Origin of the sequence: Humitalea sp. 24SJ18S-53 (assembly GCF_050632385.1) — a bacterium.
In the GTDB taxonomy this organism is placed as follows: Bacteria; Pseudomonadota; Alphaproteobacteria; order Acetobacterales; family Acetobacteraceae; genus Humitalea.
Genome location: NZ_CP192599.1, coordinates 831,406 through 847,535 on the forward strand (window position 1 = coordinate 831,406; position 16,130 = coordinate 847,535).

25 protein-coding genes are annotated in these 16,130 nt (G+C 64.9%); all 25 read left to right on the top strand.

Annotation, left to right across the window (positions count from 1 at the left end):
- The first annotated feature begins 50 nt into the window (after positions 1 to 50).
- The 25 genes from rpoC to rplO all read left to right on the top strand — a co-directional run bounded on the left by rpoC (position 51) and on the right by rplO (position 16,059).
- Positions 51 to 4,247: a DNA-directed RNA polymerase subunit beta' gene (gene rpoC, locus ACQW02_RS03950; protein WP_431283969.1), complete on the top strand. Its 4,197-nt coding sequence runs from the start codon at positions 51 to 53 to the stop codon at positions 4,245 to 4,247.
- A 289-nt stretch (positions 4,248 to 4,536) separates the two neighbouring features.
- Positions 4,537 to 4,908, top strand: coding sequence for a 30S ribosomal protein S12 (rpsL, locus tag ACQW02_RS03955; RefSeq protein ID WP_431283970.1), 372 nt, complete (start codon positions 4,537 to 4,539; stop codon positions 4,906 to 4,908).
- 11 nt (positions 4,909 to 4,919) lie between these two features.
- A complete protein-coding gene (gene rpsG / locus ACQW02_RS03960; protein ID WP_431283971.1) occupies positions 4,920 to 5,396 on the top strand; it encodes a 30S ribosomal protein S7 in 477 nt (158 codons plus the stop codon).
- Positions 5,397 to 5,425: 29 nt separating this feature from the next.
- Positions 5,426 to 6,613, top strand: coding sequence for an elongation factor Tu (tuf, locus tag ACQW02_RS03965; protein ID WP_431283961.1), 1,188 nt, complete (start codon positions 5,426 to 5,428; stop codon positions 6,611 to 6,613).
- Between the two features lie 27 nt (positions 6,614 to 6,640).
- On the top strand, positions 6,641 to 6,949 hold the full coding sequence (gene rpsJ, locus ACQW02_RS03970; RefSeq protein WP_027285682.1) for a 30S ribosomal protein S10: 309 nt from the start codon (positions 6,641 to 6,643) through the stop codon (positions 6,947 to 6,949).
- Between the two features lie 10 nt (positions 6,950 to 6,959).
- Positions 6,960 to 7,643 carry a 50S ribosomal protein L3 gene (gene rplC, locus ACQW02_RS03975; RefSeq protein WP_431283972.1) on the top strand — a complete coding sequence of 228 codons (684 nt, stop codon included), beginning with the start codon at positions 6,960 to 6,962 and terminating at the stop codon, positions 7,641 to 7,643.
- 16 nt (positions 7,644 to 7,659) lie between these two features.
- The gene (rplD, locus tag ACQW02_RS03980; RefSeq protein WP_431283973.1) at positions 7,660 to 8,280 is read left to right on the top strand and encodes a 50S ribosomal protein L4; all 621 of its coding nucleotides are present in this window, start codon (positions 7,660 to 7,662) and stop codon (positions 8,278 to 8,280) included.
- A 32-nt stretch (positions 8,281 to 8,312) separates the two neighbouring features.
- Positions 8,313 to 8,609: a 50S ribosomal protein L23 gene (locus ACQW02_RS03985; RefSeq protein WP_431285857.1), complete on the top strand. Its 297-nt coding sequence runs from the start codon at positions 8,313 to 8,315 to the stop codon at positions 8,607 to 8,609.
- A 4-nt stretch (positions 8,610 to 8,613) separates the two neighbouring features.
- Positions 8,614 to 9,447, top strand: a complete 834-nt coding sequence (gene rplB, locus ACQW02_RS03990; RefSeq protein WP_431285858.1) for a 50S ribosomal protein L2 — start codon at positions 8,614 to 8,616, stop codon at positions 9,445 to 9,447.
- Positions 9,448 to 9,452: 5 nt separating this feature from the next.
- The gene (gene rpsS / locus ACQW02_RS03995; protein ID WP_431283974.1) at positions 9,453 to 9,731 is read left to right on the top strand and encodes a 30S ribosomal protein S19; all 279 of its coding nucleotides are present in this window, start codon (positions 9,453 to 9,455) and stop codon (positions 9,729 to 9,731) included.
- A gap of 1 nt (position 9,732) precedes the next feature.
- Positions 9,733 to 10,134, top strand: coding sequence for a 50S ribosomal protein L22 (rplV, locus tag ACQW02_RS04000; protein ID WP_431283975.1), 402 nt, complete (start codon positions 9,733 to 9,735; stop codon positions 10,132 to 10,134).
- 1 nt (position 10,135) lies between these two features.
- Positions 10,136 to 10,828 carry a 30S ribosomal protein S3 gene (gene rpsC / locus ACQW02_RS04005; RefSeq protein ID WP_431283976.1) on the top strand — a complete coding sequence of 231 codons (693 nt, stop codon included), beginning with the start codon at positions 10,136 to 10,138 and terminating at the stop codon, positions 10,826 to 10,828.
- Positions 10,829 to 10,843: 15 nt separating this feature from the next.
- Positions 10,844 to 11,263 (top strand): 50S ribosomal protein L16, encoded by a 420-nt coding sequence (gene rplP, locus ACQW02_RS04010; protein WP_431283977.1) that lies wholly within the window; start codon positions 10,844 to 10,846, stop codon positions 11,261 to 11,263.
- 4 nt (positions 11,264 to 11,267) lie between these two features.
- Entirely contained in the window at positions 11,268 to 11,480 is a 213-nt protein-coding gene (gene rpmC, locus ACQW02_RS04015) for a 50S ribosomal protein L29 (RefSeq protein ID WP_431283978.1), read from the top strand.
- A 15-nt stretch (positions 11,481 to 11,495) separates the two neighbouring features.
- The gene (gene rpsQ, locus ACQW02_RS04020; protein ID WP_431283979.1) at positions 11,496 to 11,780 is read left to right on the top strand and encodes a 30S ribosomal protein S17; all 285 of its coding nucleotides are present in this window, start codon (positions 11,496 to 11,498) and stop codon (positions 11,778 to 11,780) included.
- Between the two features lie 53 nt (positions 11,781 to 11,833).
- Positions 11,834 to 12,145: a 50S ribosomal protein L14 gene (gene rplN / locus ACQW02_RS04025; RefSeq protein ID WP_431285859.1), complete on the top strand. Its 312-nt coding sequence runs from the start codon at positions 11,834 to 11,836 to the stop codon at positions 12,143 to 12,145.
- 2 nt (positions 12,146 to 12,147) lie between these two features.
- Complete coding sequence (gene rplX, locus ACQW02_RS04030; protein ID WP_431283980.1) at positions 12,148 to 12,468, top strand: 50S ribosomal protein L24; 321 nt, start codon at positions 12,148 to 12,150, stop codon at positions 12,466 to 12,468.
- Entirely contained in the window at positions 12,465 to 13,025 is a 561-nt protein-coding gene (gene rplE, locus ACQW02_RS04035) for a 50S ribosomal protein L5 (RefSeq protein WP_431283981.1), read from the top strand. Before rplX ends, rplE begins: the two co-directional genes overlap by 4 nt.
- Positions 13,026 to 13,094: 69 nt before the next feature.
- On the top strand, positions 13,095 to 13,400 hold the full coding sequence (gene rpsN, locus ACQW02_RS04040; RefSeq protein WP_431283982.1) for a 30S ribosomal protein S14: 306 nt from the start codon (positions 13,095 to 13,097) through the stop codon (positions 13,398 to 13,400).
- Between the two features lie 10 nt (positions 13,401 to 13,410).
- Positions 13,411 to 13,809, top strand: a complete 399-nt coding sequence (gene rpsH / locus ACQW02_RS04045; protein WP_431283983.1) for a 30S ribosomal protein S8 — start codon at positions 13,411 to 13,413, stop codon at positions 13,807 to 13,809.
- Positions 13,810 to 13,824: 15 nt separating this feature from the next.
- Entirely contained in the window at positions 13,825 to 14,358 is a 534-nt protein-coding gene (gene rplF, locus ACQW02_RS04050) for a 50S ribosomal protein L6 (protein WP_431283984.1), read from the top strand.
- Positions 14,358 to 14,717, top strand: coding sequence for a 50S ribosomal protein L18 (gene rplR / locus ACQW02_RS04055; RefSeq protein WP_431283985.1), 360 nt, complete (start codon positions 14,358 to 14,360; stop codon positions 14,715 to 14,717). Before rplF ends, rplR begins: the two co-directional genes overlap by 1 nt.
- Before the next feature lie 11 nt (positions 14,718 to 14,728).
- Entirely contained in the window at positions 14,729 to 15,367 is a 639-nt protein-coding gene (gene rpsE / locus ACQW02_RS04060) for a 30S ribosomal protein S5 (protein WP_431283986.1), read from the top strand.
- Positions 15,360 to 15,551: a 50S ribosomal protein L30 gene (gene rpmD, locus ACQW02_RS04065; protein WP_431283987.1), complete on the top strand. Its 192-nt coding sequence runs from the start codon at positions 15,360 to 15,362 to the stop codon at positions 15,549 to 15,551. Before rpsE ends, rpmD begins: the two co-directional genes overlap by 8 nt.
- Positions 15,552 to 15,555: 4 nt before the next feature.
- Positions 15,556 to 16,059: a 50S ribosomal protein L15 gene (gene rplO / locus ACQW02_RS04070; protein WP_431283988.1), complete on the top strand. Its 504-nt coding sequence runs from the start codon at positions 15,556 to 15,558 to the stop codon at positions 16,057 to 16,059.
- Positions 16,060 to 16,130: the final 71 nt, after the last annotated feature.

Consider the following 16,130-nt stretch of genomic DNA (forward strand, 5'->3'; position numbering starts at 1 on the left):
CCCGGGGCCCGCGCGGCCCCGGCTTTCCCCCCTGACGGAAAGGACGCTGCATGTCCGAGTTGATGAAGATCCTGGGCCAGACCGGCCAGGCAATGACCTTCGACCAGATCAAGATCGCGATCGCGAGCCCGGAGCAGATCCGCTCCTGGAGCTACGGCGAGATCAAGAAGCCCGAGACGATCAACTACCGCACCTTCAAGCCGGAGCGGGACGGGCTGTTCTGTGCCCGCATCTTTGGGCCGATCAAGGACTACGAGTGCCTGTGCGGCAAGTACAAGCGGATGAAGTTCCGCGGCATCATCTGCGAAAAGTGCGGCGTCGAAGTCACCTTGGCCAAGGTGCGCCGTGAGCGCATGGGCCACATCGAACTCGCCAGCCCCGTCGCGCACATCTGGTTCCTGAAGTCGCTGCCGTCGCGCGTCGGCCTGATGGTCGATATGACGCTGAAGGACCTGGAGAAGGTCCTGTACTTCGAAAGCCATGTGGTGCTGGAGCCGGGTCTGACCGACCTCAAGCTGCATCAGCTCCTGACCGAGGACCAGTTCCAGGCCAAGCTCGACGAGTTCGGCGAGGAAGCCTTCCAGGTCGGCATCGGCGCCGAGGCGGTGAAGCAGATCCTGCACGGCATCGACATCCAGAAGGAAGCGCCGCGCCTGCGCGCCGACCTGAAGGAGACGACGTCCGAGGCCAAGCGCAAGAAGCTGGTCAAGCGGCTGAAGCTGCTGGAAGCCTTTGGCGAAAGCGGCTGCCGGCCGGAATGGATGATCCTGGACGTCGTCCCGGTCATTCCGCCGGAACTGCGCCCGCTGGTGCCGCTGGACGGCGGTCGCTTCGCGACGTCGGACCTGAACGACCTGTATCGCCGCGTCATCAACCGTAACAACCGGTTGAAGCGCCTGATCGAACTGCGCGCGCCCGACATCATCGTGCGCAATGAAAAGCGCATGCTGCAGGAAGCGGTGGACGCGCTGTTCGACAACGGCCGTCGCGGCCGTGCGATCGCCGGCGCCAACAAGCGCCCGCTGAAGTCGCTGTCCGACATGCTGAAGGGCAAGCAGGGCCGTTTCCGTCAGAACCTTCTCGGCAAGCGCGTCGACTACTCGGGCCGTTCGGTCATCGTGGTCGGGCCTGAGCTGAAGCTGCACCAGTGCGGGTTGCCGAAGAAGATGGCGCTCGAGCTGTTCAAGCCGTTCATCTACTCCAAGCTGGAGAAGTACGGTCACGCCACGACCATCAAGGCCGCCAAGCGGATGGTGGAGAAGGAGCGTCCGGAGGTCTGGGACATCCTGGAAGAGGTGATCCGCGAGCACCCGGTCCTGCTGAACCGCGCGCCCACGCTGCACCGCCTGGGCATCCAGGCGTTCGAGCCGGTGTTGGTCGAAGGCAAGGCGATCCAGTTGCACCCGCTGGTCTGCACCGCCTTCAACGCCGACTTCGACGGCGACCAGATGGCCGTGCACGTGCCGCTGAGCCTCGAGGCCCAGTTGGAAGCCCGCGTGCTGATGATGAGCACGAACAACATCCTGTCGCCCGCGAACGGCAAGCCGATCATCGTGCCGAGCCAGGACATCGTGCTCGGCATCTACTACCTCAGCCTGGAAACGCCCGAGTACAAGGTGGCCGACGAGCGCGCCGCCAAGGCCTTCTCGGAGATGGGCGAGATCGAGCAGGCGCTGGCCGCCAAGGCGATCACGCTGCACACCAAGATCCGCATGCGCCGCCAGACCATGAACCCGGAAGGGGAATTGGTCATGGAGCGCGTGGTGACCACGCCGGGCCGCGTGATGATCGGCAACCTGATGCCGAAGCATCCGCTGCTGCCCTATTCGCTGGTCAACCGCATGCTGACCAAGAAGGCCGTGTCGGACGTGATCGACGCGGTCTACCGTCACTGCGGCCAGAAGGAGAGCGTGATCTTCGCCGACCGGCTGATGGGCCTGGGCTTCGCCAATGCGGCCAAGGCCGGGATTTCCTTCGGCAAGGACGACATGATGGTCCCCGCCAGCAAGGGCGGCGAGATCGCCAAGACCAAGAGCGAGGTCAAGGAGTTCGAGCAGCAGTACCTCGACGGGTTGATCACCGCCGGCGAACGCTACAACAAGGTCGTCGACGCCTGGTCGCGCTGCACCGACACGGTCGCCTCGGCCATGATGGCGGAGATTTCCCGCGAGGAGATCGGCCGCCAGACCAACAGCGTCTGGATGATGTCGCATTCCGGTGCGCGTGGCTCGCCGGCGCAGATGCGCCAGTTGGCAGGTATGCGCGGGCTGATGGCCAAGCCCTCGGGCGAGATCATCGAGCAGCCGATCATCGCGAACTTCAAGGAAGGCCTGACCGTGCTGGAGTACTTCAACTCCACCCACGGCGCCCGTAAGGGCCTGGCCGATACCGCGCTGAAGACGGCGAACTCGGGCTACCTGACGCGGCGTCTGGTGGACGTGGCGCAGGACAGCATCATCTCGGAAGTCGATTGCGGCACCGACAAGGGCCTGACCGTGCGCGCCGTGATGGATGGGGGTGAGGTCGTCTCGCCGCTGTCCGAACGGATCCTCGGCCGGACCATCCAGCGCGACGTGATCGACCCGGCGACCGGGGAGGTGATCGTCACCCGCGGCCGTCTGGTGGACGAGCCGGATGCCGAGAAGATCGAGAAGGCTGGTGTCGAAGAAGTCTTCATCCGCTCGGTGCTGACCTGCGAAGCCAAGCAGGGTTGCTGTGCCTTCTGCTACGGGCGCGACCTCGCCCGCGGCACGCCGGTCAATATCGGTGAGGCTGTCGGCGTCATCGCTGCCCAGTCGATCGGTGAGCCTGGCACGCAGTTGACCATGCGTACCTTCCACATCGGCGGCGCCGCCCAGCGCGGCGTCGAGCAGTCGGCGGTCGAGGCGACGGCGGATGGCAGCGTGAAGGTGTTCAACCGCAACATCGTGGTGAACAGCCAGAACGCGCCGATCGTGATGAGCCGGAACTGCGAGATCCTGCTGTCCGACGTGGCGGGCCGTGAACGCGCGCGCTTCCGCGTGCCCTATGGCGCGAAGCTGCTGACGGACGAGGGGGCGCAGGTCGTGCGCGGCCAGAAGCTGGCCGAGTGGGACCCATTCACCCTTCCGATCATCACCGAGCGCACGGGCATCGTGGAATACGCCGACCTGATCGAGGGCATCACCCTGGTCGATCGCCAGGACGATGTGACCGGGTTGTCGTTCAAGGAAGTCGTCGAATACAAGGCGCCGGGCAAGGCCGCCGACCTGCGGCCGCGCCTGTTGCTCAAGGATGAGAACGGCGCCGTGGTGAAGCGGGCCAATGGGTCGGAAGCGATCAGCTTCCTGCCGCCGGGCTCGATTCTGTCGACCGACAACCACACGACCGTCGCCGCCGGCGACGTGCTGGCCCGCCTGCCGCGCGAATCGTCCAAGACGCGCGACATCACGGGTGGTCTGCCCCGAGTCGCCGAGTTGTTCGAGGCACGGCGTCCCAAGGATCACGCGATCATCAGCGAGATCGATGGGCGCGTGGAGTTCGGCAAGGACTACAAGGCCAAGCGCCGCGTGCTGGTGGTGCCGGACCAGGTGGATGACGAGCCGCCCGTGCCGCGCGAATACCTCGTGCCCAAGGGCAAGCACGTGTCCGTGCAGGAAGGCGACTACGTCAAGCGGGGCGACCCGTTGGTGGACGGGCCGCGAGTCCCGCACGACATCCTGCGGGTCCTGGGTGTGGAAGCCCTGGCGAACTACCTCGTGAACGAGGTGCAGGACGTCTATCGACTCCAGGGCGTGAAGATCAACGACAAGCACATCGAGGTGATCGTTCGCCAGATGCTGCAGAAGGTCGAGATCCTGGATCCGGGCGACACCACCTTCCTGGTGGGCGAGACGGTCGAGCGCATGGAATACGAGGTCGAGAACGCCAAGCGACTCGCTGCCAAGGAACGCCTGGCCTTCGCCGAACCGGTGCTGCAGGGCATCACCAAGGCGTCGTTGCAGACCACGTCGTTCATCAGCGCGGCGTCGTTCCAGGAGACGACTCGCGTGCTGACCGAGGCCGCGACCGCGGGCAAGGTCGATACGCTGAACGGCTTGAAGGAAAACGTGATTGTCGGGCGTCTGATCCCGGCGGGCACGGGGTCCGTCATGAACCGCCTGCGCGCCATTGCCGCGCAGCGCGACAAGGGGCGTCTGGCACCGGCGCCAGCGGCCCCCGCACAGCCCGTGGCATTGCCTGGCAACGCCACGCAGGCCGCGGAATAGCAAGGCTTTCCGGTCGACGCCCGTAAGGACGGCGGCCGGTTTCAGGTGGGGGCAACCTCACTTGACTCATCGGATGGGGCACCCTAGAAGCCGCATCTCACGCCAGGGCAGCCCTCGGTTGCCTCGGTCGGTTTGGTTGACAGTTCTACGCCAGCGGCGCCGTCGGGAATTCTCCGACATAGGCCGCAGGCAGGACAGTGCCCGCCAGGGAGACGCTCACGCGTTCCTGGGCGGGCGGTTCTGTTTGGTTTGGGGCTGTTTGTTTTGACGAAGGTCACGAAGGGGCGTCATGCCGACGATCAACCAGCTCATCGCCAACGGGCGCGAGCCGAAGCCGACGCGGAACAAGGTTCCGGCCCTTGAAGGGTGCCCGCAGAAGCGCGGCGTCTGCACGCGCGTCTATACGACGACGCCGAAGAAGCCGAACTCCGCGCTCCGTAAGGTCGCCAAGGTCCGGCTCACCAACGGCTACGAAGTCGTCAGCTATATTCCTGGTGAGGGTCACAACCTCCAGGAACACTCGGTCGTCCTGATCCGCGGTGGTCGCGTGAAGGACTTGCCGGGCGTGCGTTACCACATCCTGCGCGGCGTTCTGGACACGCAGGGCCTGCCGAAGCGGCGCAAGCGGCGTTCGCTCTATGGCGCCAAGCGGCCGAAGTGAGGGGCTGAGATATGTCGCGTCGTCACCGCGCCGAAAAGCGTGAAGTCCTGCCGGATCCCAAGTTCGGCGATCTCGTCCTTAGCCGTTTCATGAACGTGCTGATGTACGACGGGAAGAAGAGCACCGCCGAAGGCATCGTCTATGGTGCCATGGAAACGCTGAAGCGCCGTGGCGGCCCTGCCGCCGACCCGCTGCGCGTGTTCCACGAAGCGATGGACAACGCCAAGCCGGCCGTCGAGGTGCGTTCGCGCCGCGTCGGTGGTGCGACGTACCAGGTGCCGGTGGAAGTTCGCCCGGAGCGCCGTCAGGCGCTGGCGATCCGCTGGCTGATCGACGCGGCGCGCAAGCGTGGCGAGAACACGATGATTGAACGCCTCTCCGGCGAGCTGATGGACGCGGCGAACAACCGCGGCACGGCTGTCAAGAAGCGCGAAGACACGCACCGGATGGCAGAGGCCAACAAGGCCTTCAGCCACTACCGCTGGTAACGAAACCCCGATCTGAGGGATAGACGACGATGGCCAAGGCGAAGTTTGAGCGGAACAAGCCGCACTGCAACATCGGCACGATCGGGCATGTGGATCATGGCAAGACGTCGCTGACGGCGGCGATCACCAAGATCCTTGCGAAGACCGGTGGTGCGACGTTCACGGCGTATGACCAGATCGACAAGGCACCTGAGGAGCGGGCGCGCGGGATCACGATCTCGACGGCGCATGTGGAGTATGAGACGGCGAACCGTCACTACGCCCACGTGGATTGCCCGGGTCACGCGGACTACGTGAAGAACATGATCACGGGCGCGGCGCAGATGGACGGCGCGATCCTGGTGGTGTCGGCGGCCGATGGCCCGATGCCGCAGACGCGCGAGCACATCCTGCTGGCGCGGCAGGTTGGCGTGCCGGCGCTGGTGGTGTTCCTGAACAAGACGGACATGGCCGACCCCGACCTGCTGGAACTGGTCGAGATGGAAGTGCGCGAGCTGCTGAGCAGCTACCAGTTCCCTGGCGACGACATTCCGATCATCCATGGCTCGGCGCTGATGGCGCTGGAGGACAAGGATCCGGAGAAGGGCGAGCAGGCGATCCTGAAGCTGATGGCGGCGGTGGATGCGTATATCCCGCAGCCGGTGCGTGCGATGGACCGTCCGTTCCTGATGCCGGTGGAAGACGTGTTCTCGATCTCGGGCCGCGGTACGGTGGTGACGGGTCGCGTCGAGCGCGGGATCGTCAAGGTCGGCGAGGAAGTCGAGATCATCGGGCTGAAGGCGACGGTGAAGACGGTGGTCACGGGCGTCGAGATGTTCCGCAAGCTGCTGGACTCTGGGCAGGCGGGCGACAACATCGGCGCGCTGCTGCGCGGCACGAAGCGTGAAGACGTGGAGCGCGGCCAGGTCCTGGCGGCCCCGGGTTCGATCACGCCGCACACGAAGTTCAAGGCCGAGGCCTATGTGCTGACGAAGGAAGAGGGTGGCCGTCACACGCCGTTCTTCACGAACTATCGTCCGCAGTTCTACTTCCGCACGACGGACGTGACGGGTGTGGTGCAGCTGCCTGAGGGCGTTGAGATGGTGATGCCGGGCGACAACGTGACGATGGACGTCGAGTTGATTGCGCCGATCGCGATGGATGAGGGTCTGCGTTTCGCGATCCGCGAAGGTGGCCGCACGGTTGGTGCGGGCGTCGTCGCGAAGATCGTGGCGTAAGCCGAAAGGACGAACAGGCCTATCGCCATGGACAGCCAGAATATCCGCATTCGCCTCAAGGCGTTCGATCACCGCGTGCTGGATGGCAGCACGCGGGAGATCGTCAACACGGCCAAGCGCACCGGTGCGCGGGTTCGCGGGCCGATCCCGCTGCCCACGCAGATCGAACGCTTCACCGTGAACCGTTCGCCGCACGTGGACAAGAAAAGCCGCGAGCAGTTCGAGATCCGGACTCATCGCCGGCTTCTCGACATCGTCGACCCCACCCCGCAGACCGTGGACGCGCTGATGAAGCTCGACCTGGCCTCCGGCGTGGATGTCGAAATCAAGATCTGAGGACGACGTCATGGCTATCTATGGCCGGACCGGCCTGGTCGCACGCAAGCTCGGCATGAGCCGCGTGTTCAACGAGGACGGCTCCACTGTTCCCGTCACTGTGCTGCACGTCGATGACGTGCGCGTAGTCGGGCAGCGCGATGAAGCGAAGAACAAGTACACGGCTGTGCAGCTCGGCATCGGGCATGCTAAGGCGAAGAACGTTTCCAAGCCGAACAAGGGCGCCTTCGCCAAGCTGGGCGTCGAAGCCCCGCAGAAGATCGTTGAGTTCCGCGTCGCCACCGACGCCGTGCTCGACATGGGCGCCAAGGTGTCCGGCGCGCACTTCGTGAAGGGCCAGTTCGTCGATGTCGTCGGCATCACGAAGGGCAAGGGCTTCGCCGGTGCGATGAAGCGCTGGAACTTCTCGGGCCTCGAAGCGTCGCACGGCGTGTCGATCAGCCACCGTTCGCACGGTTCGACGGGCAACCGCCAGGATCCGGGCAAGACCTTCAAGAACAAGAAGATGGCTGGCCATCTCGGGTCCGAGCGCGTCACGACGCAGAACCTGAAGATCGCCGGGCACGACCTTGAAAAGGGCCTGCTGCTGGTGACTGGCGCGGTGCCGGGCGCCAAGGGCGCCTATGTGCTGATCAAGGACGCGGTGAAGCGCAAGCGGCATGCCGATGCGCCTTATCCGACGGCCGCGGCGTAAGGGGCGCCTGAAGACAATGCAAGTTCCTGTCATCTCGCTGGACAATGCCGCGGCGGGGGAGATTGATCTCCCCGCCGAGCTGTTCGGCACCGCCCCCCGCGCCGATATCATGGCGCGCGTCATTCATTGGCAGCTCGCCAAGCGCCGTGCCGGCACCCACAAGGTGAAGGGCATGGGCGAGGTCAGCGGCACGACCAAGAAGCCCTATCGCCAGAAGGGCACCGGCAATGCACGCCAGGGCTCGCTGCGCGCGCCGCAGTTCCGCAAGGGCGGCGTCGTGCATGGGCCGGTCGTGCGCGACCATGGCTACAGCCTGAACAAGAAGGTCCGCCGTCTCGGGCTGATCAGCGCGCTCAGCCAGAAGGCGGCCGAGGGCAAGTTGATCGTCCTGGACACGGCTTCGGCCGACACGGGTGCCAAGACCAGCGCGATGGCCGCCAAGGTCAAGGCCCTGGGCTGGACGAGCGCCCTGGTGGTTGATGCCGCCGTGGACGAAAGCTTCGGCCGGGTGGTCAGCAACCTGCCCCACGTGCATGTCCTGCCGACGATCGGCGCGAATGTGTACGACATCCTCAACCATGATGTCCTCGCGGTGACCCGCGCCGGCATCGAGGCCCTGAAGGAGCGGCTCTCGTGAGCGAGACGCAGATCAAGGCATCCAAGGTCACCATCACGCGCGAGCGGATGTACCAGACCATCTTGGCGCCGCTGGTGACCGAAAAGGCGACGTTGCTGTCCGAACAGGGGCAGATCGTCTTCCGCGTGCCGCTCGAGGCTTCCAAGCCCGAGATCAAGGCCGCGGTCGAAGGCCTGTTCGGCGTCACGGTGCTGGCCGTGAACACCATTGTGGTGAAGGGAAAATCCAAGCGGTTCAAGGGCCGGCCAGGCCAGCGATCCGATTGGAAGAAGGCGATGATCCGGCTTGAAGCCGGTCAGAGCATCGACCTGACGACGGGGCTTGCGTGACACCATGGCACTGAAAAGTTTCAAACCGGTCACGCCGTCCCTTCGCGGGACCGTGCTGATCGACCGGTCCGAATTGTGGAAGGGCAAGCCCGTCAAGGGTTTGACCGTTGGCTTGCACTCGTCGGGCGGGCGTAACAACCACGGCCGGATCACCGTGCGGTTCCGTGGGGGTGGACACAAGCAGTCCTACCGCATCGTGGACTTCAAGCGGCGCAAGTTCGACGTGCCGGGCGTGGTGGAGCGGATCGAATACGATCCCAACCGCACGGCCTTCATCGCGCTGCTGAAGTACGAGGATGGCGAGCTCGCCTACATCATCGCGCCGCAGCGCCTGAAGGTTGGCGACCAGGTCATCTCGGGCGCCAAGGCTGACATCAAGCCTGGCAACGCGATGCCGATGGGTGCGATCCCGGTCGGGACGATCATCCACAACATCGAGATGAAGCCCGGCGCCGGCGCGAAGATGGCGCGCTCCGCTGGTACTTTCGCCCAGCTCGTGGGCAAGGACAGCGGCTACGTGCAGGTCAAGCTGCAGTCGGGCGAAGTCCGCCTGCTGCGTGGCGAATGCATGGCGAGCATCGGTGCGGTGTCCAACCCGGACAACCAGAACCAGGAACTCGGCAAGGCCGGTCGTAGCCGTTGGCTCGGTCGCAAGCCGCATCAGCGTGGTGTTGTCATGAACCCGGTCGATCACCCGCATGGTGGTGGTGAAGGTCGCACGAGCGGTGGCCGTCATCCCGTCACGCCGTGGGGCAAGCCGACGAAGGGCTACAAGACGCGCAACAACAAGCGCACGGACAGCCTGATTGTCCGCCGTGCCAACGTGAAGAAGGGCTGATCGCCATGGCGCGCAGCGTATGGAAGGGGCCGTTTGTCGACGGCTACCTGCTGGGCAAGGCGGATGCGGCCCGGGAGAGCAAGCGGAGCGAGATCATCAAGATCTGGTCGCGCCGCAGCACGATCCTGCCGCAGTTCGTCGGCCTGGTCTTCGGCGTCTACAACGGGAAGAAGTTCATCCCGGTGCAGGTGACCGAGAACATGGTCGGGCACAAGTTCGGCGAATTCTCCCCGACGCGGACCTTCACGGGTCACTCGTCGGACAAGAAGGCGAAGCGGGGCTGATATGAGCAAGCCAAATCATCCGCGCGGTCTTCCTGAGACCGAGGCACAGGCGATCCTGAAGAATATTCGGGTCTCGCCGACCAAGCTGAACCTGGTGGCCGCGATGATTCGCGGCGCCAAGGTGCAGGACGCTGTCGCCAACCTGACCTTCAGCAAGAAGCGCATCGCGCAGACGGTGAAGAAGACGTTGGAAAGCGCCATCGCCAATGCCGAGAACAACCACCAGCTCGACGTCGACCGCCTGGTCGTGTCGCGGGCCGAGGTTGGCCGCAGCATGGTGATGAAGCGCTTCCAGGCCCGCGGTCGCGGCAAGGCGGCGCGTGTCGAGAAATGGTTCAGCCACCTGAAGATCGTGGTCGCCGAAAAGACGGTGGTTGCGGCACCAACGAGGGAGGCCGCGTAACATGGGTCACAAGGTCAATCCGATCGGGCTCCGGCTCGGCATCAATCGCACCTGGGACAGCCGTTGGTTCGCCAACGCCACCAGCGGCTCCGGCGGTTACGCCAGCCTGCTGCACGCCGACCTGAAGCTTCGTGCCACGCTGCGCGATCGGCTGAAGGGCGCGGGCGTGTCCCGTGTCGTCATCGAACGCCCGGCCAAGAAGCCCCGCGTGACGATCCACGCTGCCCGTCCGGGCGTCGTGATCGGCAAGAAGGGTGCGGACATCGAGAAGCTGCGCCTGGACATGGCGAAGCTGGCCGGTGCCGAGGTCTCCTTGAATATCGTTGAAATCCGCAAGCCGGAAATCGACAGCACGCTGGTCGCCGAAAGCATCGCGCAGCAGCTGGAGCGCCGCGTGGCGTTCCGTCGCGCGATGAAGCGGGCGGTTCAGTCGGCGATGCGTCTGGGCGCCGGTGGCATCCGGATCAACTGCTCCGGCCGTCTGGGCGGTGCCGAAATCGCACGTATGGAATGGTACCGCGAAGGTCGCGTGCCGTTGCACACGCTGCGTGCCGACATCGACTTCGGGGTCGCGACCGCCAAGACCACCTACGGCACCTGCGGCGTGAAGGTCTGGATCTTCAAGGGCGAGATCCTGGCGCACGATCCGATGGCGCAGGACAAGCGCGCGGCCGAACAAGCCCCGCAGCGCTGAGAGAGATCTACGACGATGTTGCAACCGAAGCGCACGACTTATCGCAAGGCGCATAAGGGTCGGATTAAGGGTGTGGCCCGTGCCGGGTTCACCCTGAACTTCGGCGCCTATGGGCTGAAGGCCATGGAGCCTGAGCGCGTCACCGCGCGGCAGATCGAGGCGGCTCGCCGCGCGATCACCCGTGAGATGAAGCGCGCCGGCCGGGTCTGGATCCGTATTTTTCCGGATGTTCCCGTGTCCTCCAAGCCCGCCGAAGTTCGGATGGGTTCGGGCAAGGGTGCCCCGGAATTCTGGGTGTGCCGGGTGAAGCCCGGTCGCATCATGTTCGAGATTGACGGCGTATCGATCGAGACGGCGAAGGCCGCCCTCTCGCTCGGTGCGGCGAAGCTGCCGATCAAGACCAAGGTCGTGCAGCGGCTGGGCGCGGAGGCCTGACGCCATGACCAAGATCGCCGATGTGCGGGGCAAGTCCCCGGACGAATTGCAGACGATGTTGCTCGACCTGAGGAAGGAGCAGTTCAACCTGCGCTTTCAGCGGGCGACCGGGCAGCTTGAGGCCCTGAGCCGGGTGAAGGCGGTCCGCCGCGACATCGCCCGGGTCAAGACCATTATCGGTGAGCGCAGCCGCGCCGCCGCAACCGCTCAAGCCTGAGAGGAGACCCCGGCCATGCCGAAGCGCGTCCTCACCGGGCGGGTCGTTAGCGACAAGACGGACAAGACCATTACGGTCCTGGTCGAACGTCGCGTGATGCATCCGCTCTACAAGAAGTTCATCCGGCGCTCGAAGAAGTATGCCGCGCATGACGATACGAACCAGGCCCGCGAAGGCGAACTGGTGCAGATCGAAGAATGCCGGCCGATCAGCAAGACCAAGTCCTGGCTGCTGATCACCCGCGCCGGTCAGCCTGTGGCACGTCCCGCCGGCTTTGATGCGGAAGGGGCGATCTCGTGATCCAGTCCGAAAGCCATCTCGACGTCGCCGACAATTCCGGCGCCCGTCGCGTGATGTGCATCAAGGTGCTCGGTGGCTCCAAGCGGCGTTTCGCCGGGGTCGGCGATATCATCGTGGTGTCGATCAAGGATGCCATTCCTCGCGCCAAGGTGAAGAAGGGTGAGGTGCATCGCGCCGTCATCGTCCGCACCGCTTATCCGGTGCGGCGCAACGACGGCTCCGCGATCCGCTTCGACAGCAACGCCGCGGTGTTGATCAACAAGCAGGGCGAGCCGATCGGCACGCGTATCTTTGGGCCGGTCGTTCGCGAATTGCGCGCCAAGAAGTACATGAAGATCATCTCCCTGGCGCCGGAGGTTCTCTGATCATGGCAGCAAAGATCCGCAAGGGCGACACGGTCCACGTGTTGGCCGGTCGCGACAAGGGCAAGCGCGGTGAGGTGCTGAGCATCTCCCCGACGGAAAGCCGTGCCTTCGTGCAGGGCGTGAACATGGTCAAGCGGCACACCAAGCCCCAGGGCATGGGCAAGCCGGGCGGCATCATCGAGAAGGAGGGGCCAATTCACCTCTCCAACCTCGCGTTGCTCGACCCGAAGGGCGGCAAGCCCACCCGTGTCGGCTTCAAGGTGCTGGAAGACGGCAAGAAGGTCCGGGTCGCCAAGGCGTCCGGCGAGGTGATTGACGCATGAGCGACGTGAAGGAACTTCCGCGCCTGCAGACCCTGTACGCCGAAAGCGTGCGGGCGAAGCTGATGGCGGAATTCGGCTATGGCAACCCGATGCAGGTGCCGAAGCTGACCAAGATCGTGATCAACATGGGCGTGGGCGAAGCGGCCGCGGACGGCAAGAAGCTGGATGCGGCGGTTGCCGACATGACGGCGATCTCGGGCCAGAAGCCGGTCAAGACGATCTCGAAGAAGGCGATCGCCGGCTTCAAGATCCGCGCCGGCCAGGCGATCGGCTGCAAGGTCACCCTGCGCCGTGAGCGGATGTACGAATTCCTGGACCGCCTGGTGACGATCGCGCTCCCGCGCGTGCGTGACTTCCGCGGCCTGCCGGGCAATAAGGGCTTCGACGGGCTGGGGAATTTCAACCTCGGCCTGAAGGAACAGATCATCTTCCCCGAAATCAACTACGACAAGGTGGATGCCGTTCGCGGCATGGACATCACCTTCGTGACGACGGCGAAGACCGACAAGGAAGCGAAGGCGCTGTTGAAGGCGTTCGATCTGCCTTTCATTGCTTGAGTTTGGTATCAACTGAGTTTGGAAAACCGTCGCGGATGACGCGACAGGTTCCGGAGGGTTAGGACGATCATGGCGAAGACATCGTCGATCATGAAGAACAAGCACCGCGAGGCGATGGCGAAGGCCTTCGCTCCGCGTCGTGCGGCTTTGAAGGAAGTGATCATGGACCGGGACGTCCCGGTCGAGGATCGTTTTGCCGCGACCCTGAAGCTCGCGCAGATGCCGCGCAACTCGGCCAAGGTCCGGGTGCGGCTGCGTTGCGAGCTGACAGGCCGTTCGCGCGGCAATTATCGCAAGTTCAAGCTTTGCCGTATCCAGCTGCGGGAGCTCGCGTCCGCGGGCGCCATCCCCGGCATGGTCAAGGCAAGCTGGTAGGGGACCCGGCATGTCGCTATCCGATCCTGTGGGCGATCTGTTGACCCGCATCCGCAATGCGCAGTCTGCGCGCCAGACGAAGCTCGTCTCGCCCGCGTCGCGCCTCCGTGCCGACGTCCTCGAAGTGCTGAAGCGGGAAGGTTACATCCGCGGCTGGCGCATCGAAGATGTTCGCCCGGGCATCAAGAACATCCACGTCGAACTGAAGTATTCCGAGGGCGAGCCCGCCATCAAGGAAATCAGCCGCGTCTCCAAGCCGGGGCGCCGGGTGTATTCCAAGATCAAGGAGCTCCCGAAGGAGTACAATGGTCTCGGCATCTCCATCCTCTCCACGCCGCGCGGCGTGATGAGCGACAATGAGGCCCGCGCTGCCAATGTTGGCGGCGAAGTCCTTTGCCGCGTGTTTTGACGGAGGAATGATCCAATGTCGCGCGTAGGCAAATATCCGGTGGTTGTGCCGGCCGGGGTGACGGTGTCGCTCATTGGCCGCACGGTGACCGCCAAGGGCAAGCTGGGCGAGCTGTCGCTTCCGTTGACCGACCAGGTCGATGTGGTGATCGAGAACAACGAGGTGGCGGTGTCGCCGCGGGGCGATGATCGCCGCGCGCGCACGCTGTGGGGCACCACGCGTTCGCTCATCAACAGCATGGTGGTCGGCGTTTCCGCCGGCTACGTGAAGTCGATGGAAATCACCGGCACGGGCTACAAGGCCGCCGTCCAGGGGAAGGAATTGATCCTGAACCTCGGCTACAGCCACGAAATCCGCTACCAGGTGCCGGAAGGTATCAAGATCACCTGCGAGAAGCCGACCATGGTCAAGGTCGAGGGCGCCAACAAGCAGGTTGTCGGTCAGGTCGCCGCTGAGATCCGCGGCTATCGTGGTCCCGAGCCCTACAAGGGCAAGGGCGTTCGCTACACGGACGAAGTCATCCGTCGCAAGGAGGGCAAGAAGAAGTAATGGACAAGTTGGCTCTCGAAGCGCGGCGGCGGGCCCGTCTGCGCTACTCCCTCAAGCAGAAGAGCGGTGGGCGCGTGCGCCTGTCGGTCTTCCGTTCCGGCAAGCACATCTACGCCCAGGTGATCGACGACAAGGCGGGCCGCACCATTGCGGCCGCTTCGTCCATCGAGAAGCCGATGCGCGAGACGCTGAAGACCGGCGCGGACAAGGATGCGGCCTCGGCCGTTGGCAAGCTGGTGGCGGAACGCGCCCTGGCCGCCGGCGTCTCGGCCGTGGTCTTCGACCGCGGTCCCTATCTCTATCATGGCCGGGTCAAGAGCCTGGCGGACGGCGCCCGCGAGGGCGGGCTGTCGTTCTGAGGAGCATTTAGATGGCACGTGAACCAAGGGCCGGCGGCCCCGGCGAGGGTGGTGGCGAAGGCGATCGCCGCCGTCGCCGCAGTGATCGTGGACCTGAGCGCCAGCAGGAGCGCGAGCAGGGCGACGAACTGAAGGACAAGCTGGTCACCATCAATCGAGTGGCCAAGGTTGTGAAGGGTGGCCGTCGCTTCTCCTTCGCCGCCCTGGTTGTCGTGGGTGACGAGAAGGGCCGCGTTGGCTGGGGCGCCGGCAAGGCGCGCGAAGTGCCCGAGGCGATCCGCAAGGCGACCGAGCGTGCCAAGAAGGGCATGATCAAGGTGCCGATGCGCGAAGGCCGCACGCTGCATCACGACGTGACCGGCGATTTCGGTGCCGGCTCCGTGATCCTGCGCGCCGCCCCGGCGGGGACCGGCATCATTGCCGGCGGCCCGATGCGCGCCGTGTTCGAAACGCTGGGCATGGGCGATGTCGTCGCCAAGTGCACCGGCACGACGAACCCGCACAACATGGTCAAGGCGACGTTTGCCGCTTTGGGTCGTTGCACCAGCCCCCGTGCTGTCGCCGCCCGCCGTGGCAAGAAGGTCACCGACCTGCTGCCGCAGAAGCGTGAAGCTGCGGCCGCTGTCGAAGTGGAGTCGACCGGTGTCTGAAGCCCCGAAGAAGACCGTGAAGCTGGTGCAGATCGCCTCTGCCCTGGGCCGCAAGCCCGGGCAGAAGGAGACACTGATCGGCCTCGGCCTCAACAAGATCCGCCGCACGAGCGAGCTTGAGGACACCCCCGCCGTGCGTGGGATGATCCGCAAGGTCGCCCACCTGATCAAGGTGGAAGGGTAATTCCATGAAGCTCAATGAACTCAAGGACAACGACGGCGCGCGGAAGAAATTCAAGCGCATCGGTCGTGGTATCGGGTCCGGCAAGGGCAAGACCGGTGGCCGCGGCGTCAAGGGTCAGAAGGCGCGTTCCGGCGTTTCGCTGAATGGGTTCGAGGGCGGTCAGCTCCCGATCTATCGGCGTCTGCCCAAGCGTGGCTTCGTGAACCCCTTCCGTCGCGAATACGCCGCCCTGAATATCGGCGCGCTGGATGCGGCGATCGAATCCGGCCGCCTGCCGGCCGGCGAGCCGATCACCGAGGACGCCCTGCGCGCCGCCGGTGTGGTGCGGACCAAGGCCGGCCTGGCCGGCGTGCGTCTGCTCGCCAAGGGTGAGATCAAGCGCGCCATCACGATCACGGTCGCCGGCGCCTCCGTGGCCGCCCGCGCCGCCATCGAGGCCGCTGGCGGCACGGTCACGCTGACCATTCCGGTCGCCGAAGCCGCGCCAGAAGCAGCCGCGGAAGCCTGATCCGCTTGCCGGGTTATCCCGGCCTCGGCTAGTCACCATATGCGGCGCCGCGCGGGACCTCCGCCGGCGCC

Excerpts from the sequence above, each read along its gene's own strand:
- rpsS (WP_431283974.1), top strand. The coding sequence starts at position 9,453 with ATGGCGCGCAGCGTATGGAAGGGGCCGTTTGTCGACGGCTACCTGCTG.
- rplP (WP_431283977.1), top strand. The coding sequence starts at position 10,844 with ATGTTGCAACCGAAGCGCACGACTTATCGCAAGGCGCATAAGGGTCGG.
- rpoC (WP_431283969.1), top strand. The coding sequence starts at position 51 with ATGTCCGAGTTGATGAAGATCCTGGGCCAGACCGGCCAGGCAATGACC.
- rpsE (WP_431283986.1), top strand. The coding sequence starts at position 14,729 with ATGGCACGTGAACCAAGGGCCGGCGGCCCCGGCGAGGGTGGTGGCGAA.
- rpsH (WP_431283983.1), top strand. The coding sequence starts at position 13,411 with ATGTCGCTATCCGATCCTGTGGGCGATCTGTTGACCCGCATCCGCAAT.
- rpsL (WP_431283970.1), top strand. The coding sequence starts at position 4,537 with ATGCCGACGATCAACCAGCTCATCGCCAACGGGCGCGAGCCGAAGCCG.
- rplN (WP_431285859.1), top strand. The coding sequence starts at position 11,834 with ATGTGCATCAAGGTGCTCGGTGGCTCCAAGCGGCGTTTCGCCGGGGTC.
- rpsN (WP_431283982.1), top strand. The coding sequence starts at position 13,095 with ATGGCGAAGACATCGTCGATCATGAAGAACAAGCACCGCGAGGCGATG.
- rplX (WP_431283980.1), top strand. The coding sequence starts at position 12,148 with ATGGCAGCAAAGATCCGCAAGGGCGACACGGTCCACGTGTTGGCCGGT.
- rplE (WP_431283981.1), top strand. The coding sequence starts at position 12,465 with ATGAGCGACGTGAAGGAACTTCCGCGCCTGCAGACCCTGTACGCCGAA.
- tuf (WP_431283961.1), top strand. The coding sequence starts at position 5,426 with ATGGCCAAGGCGAAGTTTGAGCGGAACAAGCCGCACTGCAACATCGGC.
- rpmC (WP_431283978.1), top strand. The coding sequence starts at position 11,268 with ATGACCAAGATCGCCGATGTGCGGGGCAAGTCCCCGGACGAATTGCAG.
- rpsG (WP_431283971.1), top strand. The coding sequence starts at position 4,920 with ATGTCGCGTCGTCACCGCGCCGAAAAGCGTGAAGTCCTGCCGGATCCC.
- rplF (WP_431283984.1), top strand. The coding sequence starts at position 13,825 with ATGTCGCGCGTAGGCAAATATCCGGTGGTTGTGCCGGCCGGGGTGACG.
- rplV (WP_431283975.1), top strand. The coding sequence starts at position 9,733 with ATGAGCAAGCCAAATCATCCGCGCGGTCTTCCTGAGACCGAGGCACAG.
- rpsC (WP_431283976.1), top strand. The coding sequence starts at position 10,136 with ATGGGTCACAAGGTCAATCCGATCGGGCTCCGGCTCGGCATCAATCGC.
- rplD (WP_431283973.1), top strand. The coding sequence starts at position 7,660 with ATGCAAGTTCCTGTCATCTCGCTGGACAATGCCGCGGCGGGGGAGATT.
- rplR (WP_431283985.1), top strand. The coding sequence starts at position 14,358 with ATGGACAAGTTGGCTCTCGAAGCGCGGCGGCGGGCCCGTCTGCGCTAC.
- rplC (WP_431283972.1), top strand. The coding sequence starts at position 6,960 with ATGGCTATCTATGGCCGGACCGGCCTGGTCGCACGCAAGCTCGGCATG.
- rpsJ (WP_027285682.1), top strand. The coding sequence starts at position 6,641 with ATGGACAGCCAGAATATCCGCATTCGCCTCAAGGCGTTCGATCACCGC.
- rplO (WP_431283988.1), top strand. The coding sequence starts at position 15,556 with ATGAAGCTCAATGAACTCAAGGACAACGACGGCGCGCGGAAGAAATTC.
- rplB (WP_431285858.1), top strand. The coding sequence starts at position 8,614 with ATGGCACTGAAAAGTTTCAAACCGGTCACGCCGTCCCTTCGCGGGACC.
- rpsQ (WP_431283979.1), top strand. The coding sequence starts at position 11,496 with ATGCCGAAGCGCGTCCTCACCGGGCGGGTCGTTAGCGACAAGACGGAC.